This window comes from Streptomyces sp. JJ38 (assembly GCF_019303475.1).
Classification (GTDB): Bacteria; Actinomycetota; Actinomycetes; order Streptomycetales; family Streptomycetaceae; genus Streptomyces.
Genome location: NZ_JABLSI010000109.1, coordinates 1 through 367 on the forward strand (window position 1 = coordinate 1; position 367 = coordinate 367).

The 367-nt window shown below is 70.6% G+C and carries 1 protein-coding gene; it reads left to right on the forward strand.

The features are described from left to right. On the forward strand, positions 1–367 hold a 367-nt coding region (locus HPT28_RS26455; protein ID WP_219094501.1), incomplete at both ends, for an acyltransferase domain-containing protein.

The following is a 367-nucleotide window of genomic DNA, read 5'->3' on the forward strand; positions in this document are numbered from 1 at the left end:
CCGCGCAGGTGGAGGCGATCGAGGCCGAGTTGTTGGAGGTCCTCGCTCCTGCCGCGCCGGTGTCCGGGAAGGTGCCGTTCTACTCGACGGCCACTGGTGGCTTCGTTGATACCGCGTCGCTGGACGCGGGGTACTGGTATCGGAATCTGCGGAGCCGGGTCGGGTTCGAACCGGCCGTGCGGGCGCTGGTGGACAACGGCGCTGGGTGCTTCGTCGAGATGTCTCCGCATCCGGTGTTGTCCATGGCCGTTGAGGAGACGGTGGAGGGCCGGGCGGCGACGGTGGGGTCCCTGCGCCGGGATGACGGGGGGCCGCGCCGGTTCGTGACGTCCCTGTCCGAGGCCCACACCGCCGGGGTGAGCGTGGA